The sequence below is a fragment of the Protofrankia sp. Cr1 genome, assembly GCF_963555865.1.
GTDB lineage: Bacteria > Actinomycetota > Actinomycetes > Frankiales > Frankiaceae > Protofrankia.
In genome coordinates this window covers 1,052-1,796 of sequence record NZ_CAUVXO010000200.1, presented here as the reverse complement: position 1 = coordinate 1,796, position 745 = coordinate 1,052, and the positions used below count along the sequence as shown (strand labels likewise).

The 745-nt window shown below is 68.3% G+C and carries 1 protein-coding gene; it reads right to left on the bottom strand.

Translation table 11 applies throughout. The features are described from left to right. Positions 1 to 11: 11 nt before the first annotated feature. A partial coding sequence (locus U9980_RS15930) for a Fic family protein (protein WP_322768640.1) occupies positions 12 to 745 on the bottom strand: 734 nt, incomplete at its 5' end.

Sequence of the window (745 nt, the reverse complement as noted above, 5' to 3'; positions counted from 1 at the left end):
GCCGCGAGCAGCTACGCCGCAGCGCGGCTTGCCTCGTCGGCGAGTGCGACCGTGAGGAGTCGGGTCAGGGCGGGCGTGTTCTGGGTGTCGAGCATGGTGATATACCCGGATCGCTGGGTGACCTGGACAATGGCGGGAAACCCGAACCTGCGGATGGTCTGGTAGGCGATGATCGCGCGGCCGGTACGGCCGTTGCCGTCGGAGAACGGGTGGATGCGTTCGAAAGCGACGTGCCCGCCGGCGATCGCCTCCAGCAGCGCCTCGTTGTCGAGGCTGGCGGTTTGCCACTCAGCCTGGTCGGCCCACTGGAGCATGAGTTCTGGGACGCGTTCGGGTGGTGCAGGCTGCCACGACGCGCCGGCGACGATGTTGCTGGATGTCTTGTACTGGCCGCGGTCGTGGGCTAAGCGGTCCATCAGCGCAGCGTGCAGGTCCCGGACGAGGTCGGTGCTCAGGGGTTCGTCGTCGGCGACGGCCCGCAGGATGCGGGCGAGAGCCTGGTAGTGGTTGGCAACCTCGTACAACTCGCGCACCGGCGTGCCGGCCACAGGCACCCGTTCGTCGACCAGCAGGGTGATTGTGTCGGCCAGGGTGAGAGTGTTGCCCTCAAGCGCCGCGGAGTGGTGCGCCAGGCGCACCAGCACGTCCTCGGCGTACTCCGGCGATAGAACCCCGGTCCGGGCGACATCGGCCAGGAACTCCTGTCGGGTCCAGGTCACGGCCGGGTCCGCGCCGCATTGATCAC